This is a genomic window from Novosphingobium sp. 32-60-15, from assembly GCF_002280675.1.
Classification (GTDB): Bacteria; Pseudomonadota; Alphaproteobacteria; order Sphingomonadales; family Sphingomonadaceae; genus Novosphingobium.
Genome location: NZ_NCEN01000051.1, coordinates 1 through 7,076 on the forward strand (window position 1 = coordinate 1; position 7,076 = coordinate 7,076).

The window sequence follows — 7,076 nt, forward strand, 5'->3', positions numbered from 1 at the left end:
TAATCCAACGCTGTGCGCACTCCGCGCTCCCTTTCGGTTTCGAATGGTCCTCTGATCACGACCGACTGCGCGCGGGCGAATTCGGGGGCGGCTATGTCGCCATCACCGAGGCCGCGATCGAATTTGCCAGCACCGGCAGAATGCTCGACCGCGCCATCGATCGAATCCGCGATGAGGGTGCCGACGGGTTCGTGCTCGCTACCCGGCACGCTGAGCATGGGCTCTGTTTCTGGAACGACGCCGACGGCTTCGATCGGCTTGGACGAGCGCGGGTTTTCTCCGAGGCCGAGGCGGCAAGCTTCGACCTACCAATCGCGACCTCCCAGGCGGATTGGCTCGCCATGCCCGCGCCACTTCGCTTCTGATCGCCACGAACAGTTGCGCCCGCGCCGCAGAGCTATAGCTTGGGCGCTCGGAGACAGATGATGACCTCGATTCCGATCGATTATGATGCAGCGCGCGCGGCGCTGACCCGACTGATCCCGCTGGCGATGAGTGACACCGGTCAAGCGCGACGTGTTGCAAACTTCCTGATGGCTTGGTGGAACGGGCCCGACCTCGGTCATTTCGAGATCGCCGACATGTTTGGCCTCGATGTCGCGGTTGCCAACGATATCACCAGCATCATTGGCTTTCTGGGCCAGAATGATCGCGGCGCAGTCTATATCGACAGTCTCGGCTTCGCCGAGGAAATGCAGGACATCATCGCGCATTGGCGCAAACCGGCGACGGCCTCACCGGGGGACTGAATGGCGGAAGCCATTCCGACCGGTCGTTGCTTGAAAATTCGGGTCAGTAGAATAGTTGCGTGGCGCAGATAGTGCGGCATAACGAGCAACCGTCTGGCGAAGACCGCCACGGCGGACTTGCCTGGGAAGACGCCGATGCCCGAAGAGAATAACCTCGTCGTGATGACGATCGAAGTCGTCGCAAGCTATGTTGCACATAACAACATACGGCCCGAGGACGTGCCGGATTTCATCACGAAAACCCACGCGGCGATCACCGGCATTGCCAAGGAGCCCGAGGCACCGGCTGAAACTGCGCCGCCCGCCGAGGCCGAATATGCGCCCGCGGTCACGGTCCGTAAAAGCCTCGCATCACCCGACCACATCCTCTCGCTGATCGATGGCAAACCCTACAAATCCTTGAAGCGCCATCTGGGCACTCACGGCTTGACCCCCGCCGACTATCGCGCGCGCTACGGTCTGAAATCCGATTATCCGATGGTCGCGCCGGGATATTCCGAGCAGCGGCGGGAGGTTGCCAAGCGGCTCGGCCTTGGCCGCAAGCGGCAGGAACCGGCACCCGACGCCGAGGCCAAGCAAGCTGCACCTGAAGCCCCCGTCCAGCCCAAGCCGCGGCGCGGCCGCAAGCCCAAGGCTGCCGAGGCGCCGGCGGCTGTCGCCAAGGCTCCGCGGCGCAGGAAAGGACAGGCAGCGGCGGAAACGAGCGACAACGGCTGAACCAGTCGCGCCGACGGGGACGGACCCGACGGCGCCGAAGTGGCGCCAGGTCGGAGCGGCGCTGGCGCGCCTTACTCGGCCGAACGGCCGAGGAGCTGAGGGGGTGAGAGAGTGTGTTCGGACAAGGGGTTCGAGCAGCACAACTCAGGAGACTTCCCATGAACATCGGCACCATCCAGCAGAACGCCAGCGGCACCTACACCGGCAAGATCTCGACGCTAACCGTCGCGATCGTGATCGCGCTGCGCACCGTCCAGTCCGTCAATCCGCGCGCGCCCAAGTTCGAGATCCTCGCACTCTCCGCCGCCCGTCAGTGGGTTCAGGTCGGTGCGCTGTTCGAACTTTCGTCCAACTCGACCGGCGAGACTTTCCTCAACGGCAAGATCGAGGACCCCAGCCTCGACAAGCCGCTCTACATCTCGGCATTCCGCCAGGAGGATGGCTCGTACAACGTCGTCTGGTCGCGCCCGACCCGCCGGCGGGACGCGCCCACTGACATGGTTGCTGCCGACGATGGTCTGCCGCCGCTGCCCGGCGCCGACGCACCGGCGGCTCCCACTGGCGACGGGCTGGGTGAATCCTCGGTCGATGGCGCATTCGGAAGCGAGCCGGCAGCTGCGGGCGGTCGCCGCCGTCGTCAGCCGGAGATGGCCGACTAACACTTCTTCCCACCGCGTGCCGCTGCCCGGCACGCGGACACTTCAGGGCTCGGTTCGCTCACTGCGAAACGGGCCCTGTTTTCTTTCTTCCTGCCTAAGGCCGCCCGCGTGGTTGCGCGAATCGTCAGCCTTGTATATGTTCGTGTATATCCAAAGGAGGCCGCCCATGGTCGGAAATTCCTCTCAGGCGTCACAGTCTCGCGAAGTGAAGCTTTTTCGAAACAACAAAAGCCAGGCGGTGCGTATTCCCGCTGACTTCGAATTGCCTGGTGATCGCGTGATGATTCATCGCGAAGGCGAACGCCTGGTACTTGAACCGATCAAGCGCAAAAACATACTCGAGGTTTTGGCGAGCCTCGAGCCGCTCGGACCAGAAGATCAATTTCCCGATATCGACGACACGCTTCTGCCAACCAAGGCCATCGACCTGTGAGCCGGCTCTACATGCTCGACACGAATATCGTGTCCGAACTGGCGCGAAACCCCCAGGGTGTTGTCTCGTCGCGCATCGCCGAAGTCGGACCGGATGCGATATGCGTCAGCATCGTCACCGCGGCGGAACTGCGCTATGGCTGTGCCAAGAAAGGTTCGCCCAGACTGCTGGCGCAGATCGAAGCGATCCTCGAGAGCGTACAGGTGCTCGCGCTCGATGTGCCGGCCGACACCGAATATGGCGGGATCCGCGCCGAACTGGAAAGTGCGGGAAAGCCGATCGGTCCGAACGACCTTTTCATCGCCGCCCATGCCTATGCGCTCGATGCGACGTTGGTGACGGCGAACGTCGGCGAATTTTCACGCATCCGCGCGCTTACCGTCGAAAACTGGCTTGTTGATCGGCACTGATCCGGCACGGCCATAGTCCGGCAACTGACTGAGCCGACCGCGCTACCCGCGGTCGCGATCGATGGTCAGCTCTGCAGTCTCGACGCCGTGGCGCTTCCCGCATGTCTGGGAATTGCGCCTGGTTCCTACCCGATCGCCTGCCTCCCTTCGCCTGTGATGTGACACCTGCGGAGGGCGGGGGCGCATCGCAACCCCCTCCGGTCGCCCGTGTTGCCGCTGAAGCGGCTGCCCGCGCCTGCTCCCTTCGCGGGTTCCCCTGCGCTGCGCTTCGGTGCGATGCGCCCCCGCACGCCGCTCTTTCGGTGTCACCGGCGGGAAGGCCGTCGGACCCAGACAGGAGCAGTCCCATGAACAACGTCAACATCACCGGTCGCGTCGCCAAGGATCCCGAGACCCGCGGCAGCGTCACCACCCTCATCGTCGCCACCGACCGGGTGAAGCTCAAGGACGGCAAGACCTACATCGACGAAGCAACTGGCTACACCGCCAAGGAAACCGAGTTCCACAAGGTGACGTGCTTCAACGGCCTCGGAAAGTCCGCCGCCTCGCGCGAGAAAGGCAACGTCGTCGCTATCTCGGGGCGGCTGCACTATTCGAGCTGGGAGGACCGGGACGCCGTGACCCGCTATGGCTGCGAGATCATCGCCAACAGCATCGACTTCTTCTGAACGCGCCAGGGCGGCGCGAGCGCCGCCCTAACTCTCCTCGCTGCCTAACGCCGGCGCCAGCAGTGTCACGGCGGTCTCATAGACCCAGGCGCGGGCAAGCTGGTTCGACAGCGGATCACGATACACAACCAGACGCCAGCGCCCTCGGTTCTCGGCAATCGCCAGCACGGCGCCTTTCGGCGCCTTGAGCACCACCTGTCCGCTACGCTCCGGCGTGCGCCGAAACGTAGCATCGCGCGATAGCTCCGCGCGTGGCAGGTTGGCGACATAGGCTTCGTCGTTATGAACCTCGGCCTCGTGATAGGCCTTCGTTTCCTGCTGAAGCCGGTCGACCTTCTGGGTCAACTCGGCAAACGCCGCCTTGTCCTGCGGACTCTGGCTTGCGTCCTGCGGGATAAGCGCGACCGCGCCAAGCACCAGGCCAAGAAACCCGAAGATGAAGCTCACGAACTCCACGAGCCCCATCCTTCGGAGTTCGGGGATCGTGTTCGGGCCCAGGTTCGCAAACAGTTCGGCGAGAACATCGAGCATCGAGCCGTACAGAACGGCTCCTTCTTCATCGGTCTGCGCCGAGGCGAACGCTTCGGCGATACGCTGCGCCTCGATCACCGATCTGGCGGCAAGCTCGGTCGCTGATTGGACGACATCTTCGCTCGCGCGAAGCGTCCCCAGATCCATCATCAGCATTCGCTCGGCAATGGCGCTGAACATGGAAAAGCGCGGCAGCGCGTCGGCAACCATGCGCCGGTAGGTCTCTCCCGCGGTTGCCGCAGCGATCGCGGTTGCGACCGCACCGCGGTTGATGTCGAACGCCTTGATCGTGTCCAGCGCACTGCTCGCGAGATGGCGCTGCTGCTCGACCAGCCCGCCATGCTGCTCCGCAATCGTCCGCGCTGTTTCCTGCACGGATAGTGCCCAGGCGTTGCTCGCGAGATGATTGAACGCCTTCTGACTTTCCCGCTCGCGCGCCAGGGTGTCGAGCATCCCACGATAGGGCGCATCAAAATCTGTGCCCCGCAGCAGCTCCTGCTCCTTTGTCGCCTGGCGGATCGCTTCGGCCGCGGCGCCACCGCCGACGACGTCTCGGAACAGTTTGTTGCGTTCGCGCTCCTCTCGCAGGTAACGATCGGCGGCGGTCTCTGTGAAGCCAAAGGGATTTCGTCTCATGAAGACGTTTCTGTCAGATCAGCATGAGCGGTGCGACCAACATTTGGGCAACTAGAGTGAACCACCCTCAAATTGTTCGACGCATCCCGGCGCTGCCGGGACCGGCGCTCTACTCGGCTATCGCCTCCCGGAGCCCGTGCCGGTCTCCGCCCTGCGGGTGACGATCACCTTGCAATGGCGCCTGGAGCAAGCGGAGTGCCTTAAAAAATCTCTCTCTCTGAATGCCTAGATATGACGTGCGGGGATCCGAGCCCGTCAAGGATGAGCGGTTCCCCCAATTTTCACGCAGCCCGCCACTCCGCTTCGCTCCGCTCTGGCCTGCGAGAAAATCGGCTCCCCCACTCCCCGCTGGCGCGGCGTTAACCGGGCTCCGGCAGCGCCGGCTTCCCGGTTAACGTCCCTGACCGCCACGACCGCCGCACGTCGAATGAGAAGCCTCATCGAATGGATGAGATTCACGGAGGCTATCATGACCAACTTCACAAACTTCGCCGACCTCGCCAGCCACATTGCCGCCGCGCGCGAAAATGAAGACCTGACCCAGACCTACGAAGGGGCGTTTATCGAGCATAGCGAGATGGCGAAACTGAGCATCGTCGAGGCGCCGGAGGCGCTGGACATGCCCGACCCGGAGCAGGTGCGCGCTGCTGTCGAGATGATGATGCAGACGATGTTTGATGTGCTGCGCGACACGCGCATGGAGCCGTTCGCGAACGACCTGGTGTGGGGTTTCGCCAACAGCTTCCATGTCGTCGCCAAGCGGATCGAAGGCCGAGAGGATGACGCGGCGAAGAAGCTGGGCGAACTCGCCCGTGCCTACGACCCTTCGGAAATCTACGCGACCGAACTGGAGGAAACGCAGCTGCTCTGCCAGACGCTGCAGGGATGCCGGGAGGCGATGGAGTGCATGCGCGACCACGCCGCCGAGATGTACCGTGTCGAGACCGGCAAACCCTTCTCGCCGGTGCGGGGAAGTCGGGTGTCGAGCGCGCTCAACGCATCGATGATCGATGCCCGCGACTATCTCGCCTCACGCGCGCGCGAACGCCGCGAACAGTTCGCGCCAGAAGGGCCGGTGGTGGCCTTCTCCGGAGGTCAGGCGTGGGAAGACGCCGACCTGCTCTGGAAGGGTCTGGACGGCATCAAGGCGCGCATCCCGGAAATGATCCTCGCGACCACAGCGCAGGCCAAGGGCTGCGATGCCGTGGCGCACGCATGGGCCGCCTCGCGCGGCGTGAAGGTCATCCAGTTCCGCCTGGACCGCAGTCAGGGCAACCGCGCCGCCTTTGTCCGCAACGACCGGATCCTGGGTTTGAAGCCGGTCGAAGCCGTCATCTGCGAAGGCTCGGGCATCCAGCAGAACCTCGCCCAGAAGCTGCGGCAGGCCGGCGTCCCGCTGCACATCGTCCGCCTCGCGCACCAGCGCACCGCACAGCGGGCGTGAGCGCGCATGGAGAGGCTCTGGCTTTGGCCGGGGCCTCTCCGCTTTTTCTTTGTGTCGACATGCGGCGCTCAGGGGCATCGAGCCCGTTCGCGCCGCGGAGACTGAGCGCTGGAGCGCTCGCCAGTCATTGCCCCCGATCATGGGCCAGACCCGCCAAGCGGAGAAAGGGGAGGGGGAATGGAGCTGCGGTTCAACAGGGGAGGACAAGATGTCCATCACGTTCCGCATTGCTACCGCCGCCGACGATCAGCTCCGACCGGTCGCCACCATAAATGCCCGTCAGCTTGCCGCCTTCCGAGCATTTCTTCGCGAGGAGAGCGCTCGGACTGGCACGGTGCTGCTCGATCCGGACGCCGCCGAAGACGAGTTTCTGTCCTACCATTTCGAGGCACGCGTCTGCCCGTTGGCCCTCGCCGCGGTGACGCGCGTCTTCAACTTTCAGACCGATGTCATCAGCGTCGTCGAAGAGGCTCAGTTCCGGTGCCGACGGGTGAGCGTCTATCGCATCGAGGAGACCGGCACGATCAACATGCGGGTCGCCCTGACCTCCGATCTTGGCGTGGAACTCGATCTGGCGACCGCCAACGCCTACGCACTGCTCGAGGGCCTCGGCCTGCGTCCCGATAGCGTGGGTGAAATCCCGATCGACACGGTGCGCGCGCGGCTGGCCAATCCGGCCGTCCGGCGACGCGCTGCCGAGCGCGGCGTCACGTCCTATCTTGACCGGCTCGACCAGCTGCTTGCGACCGCAGCTGCCGACGATACTTCACGGCTGGAATGGGCATAGCCTCCGTCCAGAACCCGCCGATGAGGAAGGGCGCGCCGCATC

9 protein-coding genes and 1 pseudogene are annotated in these 7,076 nt (G+C 64.0%); 9 read left to right on the forward strand and 1 reads right to left on the reverse strand.

Annotated features, from left to right (window positions below; all coding sequences use genetic code 11):
- From B7Y89_RS17790 to B7Y89_RS17820, 7 genes and pseudogenes are all read left to right on the forward strand, one after another.
- Window positions 1–365: pseudogene (locus B7Y89_RS17790) on the forward strand (hypothetical protein); the annotation flags it as partial.
- 60 nt (window positions 366–425) lie between these two features.
- Entirely contained in the window at window positions 426–749 is a 324-nt protein-coding gene (locus tag B7Y89_RS17795; RefSeq protein ID WP_292940836.1) for a hypothetical protein, read from the forward strand.
- Window positions 750–884: 135 nt separating this feature from the next.
- The gene (locus B7Y89_RS17800; RefSeq protein ID WP_292940815.1) at window positions 885–1,466 is read left to right on the forward strand and encodes a MucR family transcriptional regulator; all 582 of its coding nucleotides are present in this window, start codon (window positions 885–887) and stop codon (window positions 1,464–1,466) included.
- 158 nt (window positions 1,467–1,624) lie between these two features.
- Window positions 1,625–2,125: a DUF736 domain-containing protein gene (locus B7Y89_RS17805; RefSeq protein ID WP_292940818.1), complete on the forward strand. Its 501-nt coding sequence runs from the start codon at window positions 1,625–1,627 to the stop codon at window positions 2,123–2,125.
- Window positions 2,126–2,291: 166 nt separating this feature from the next.
- Complete coding sequence (locus tag B7Y89_RS17810) at window positions 2,292–2,558, forward strand: AbrB/MazE/SpoVT family DNA-binding domain-containing protein (RefSeq protein WP_292940821.1); 267 nt, start codon at window positions 2,292–2,294, stop codon at window positions 2,556–2,558.
- Window positions 2,559–2,569: 11 nt separating this feature from the next.
- Entirely contained in the window at window positions 2,570–2,968 is a 399-nt protein-coding gene (locus tag B7Y89_RS17815) for a type II toxin-antitoxin system VapC family toxin (protein WP_292940839.1), read from the forward strand.
- 347 nt (window positions 2,969–3,315) lie between these two features.
- Window positions 3,316–3,636 (forward strand): single-stranded DNA-binding protein, encoded by a 321-nt coding sequence (locus B7Y89_RS17820; protein ID WP_292940824.1) that lies wholly within the window; start codon window positions 3,316–3,318, stop codon window positions 3,634–3,636.
- Window positions 3,637–3,663: 27 nt separating this feature from the next.
- Here the strand turns inward: B7Y89_RS17820 and B7Y89_RS17825 are convergent, their stop codons facing one another.
- Complete coding sequence (locus B7Y89_RS17825; RefSeq protein ID WP_292940827.1) at window positions 3,664–4,803, reverse strand: hypothetical protein; 1,140 nt, start codon at window positions 4,801–4,803, stop codon at window positions 3,664–3,666.
- Window positions 4,804–5,272: 469 nt separating this feature from the next.
- Between B7Y89_RS17825 and B7Y89_RS17830 the strand changes: the two genes are divergently transcribed.
- Window positions 5,273–6,247: a DUF2493 domain-containing protein gene (locus tag B7Y89_RS17830; protein ID WP_292940830.1), complete on the forward strand. Its 975-nt coding sequence runs from the start codon at window positions 5,273–5,275 to the stop codon at window positions 6,245–6,247.
- A 208-nt stretch (window positions 6,248–6,455) separates the two neighbouring features.
- Window positions 6,456–7,034 carry a hypothetical protein gene (locus B7Y89_RS17835; protein ID WP_292940833.1) on the forward strand — a complete coding sequence of 193 codons (579 nt, stop codon included), beginning with the start codon at window positions 6,456–6,458 and terminating at the stop codon, window positions 7,032–7,034.
- Window positions 7,035–7,076: the final 42 nt, after the last annotated feature.

Excerpts from the sequence above, each read along its gene's own strand:
- B7Y89_RS17795 (WP_292940836.1), top strand. The coding sequence starts at position 426 with ATGACCTCGATTCCGATCGATTATGATGCAGCGCGCGCGGCGCTGACC.
- B7Y89_RS17800 (WP_292940815.1), top strand. The coding sequence starts at position 885 with ATGCCCGAAGAGAATAACCTCGTCGTGATGACGATCGAAGTCGTCGCA.
- B7Y89_RS17805 (WP_292940818.1), top strand. The coding sequence starts at position 1,625 with ATGAACATCGGCACCATCCAGCAGAACGCCAGCGGCACCTACACCGGC.
- B7Y89_RS17810 (WP_292940821.1), top strand. The coding sequence starts at position 2,292 with ATGGTCGGAAATTCCTCTCAGGCGTCACAGTCTCGCGAAGTGAAGCTT.
- B7Y89_RS17815 (WP_292940839.1), top strand. The coding sequence starts at position 2,570 with ATGCTCGACACGAATATCGTGTCCGAACTGGCGCGAAACCCCCAGGGT.
- B7Y89_RS17820 (WP_292940824.1), top strand. The coding sequence starts at position 3,316 with ATGAACAACGTCAACATCACCGGTCGCGTCGCCAAGGATCCCGAGACC.
- B7Y89_RS17825 (WP_292940827.1), bottom strand. The coding sequence starts at position 4,803 with ATGAGACGAAATCCCTTTGGCTTCACAGAGACCGCCGCCGATCGTTAC.
- B7Y89_RS17830 (WP_292940830.1), top strand. The coding sequence starts at position 5,273 with ATGACCAACTTCACAAACTTCGCCGACCTCGCCAGCCACATTGCCGCC.
- B7Y89_RS17835 (WP_292940833.1), top strand. The coding sequence starts at position 6,456 with ATGTCCATCACGTTCCGCATTGCTACCGCCGCCGACGATCAGCTCCGA.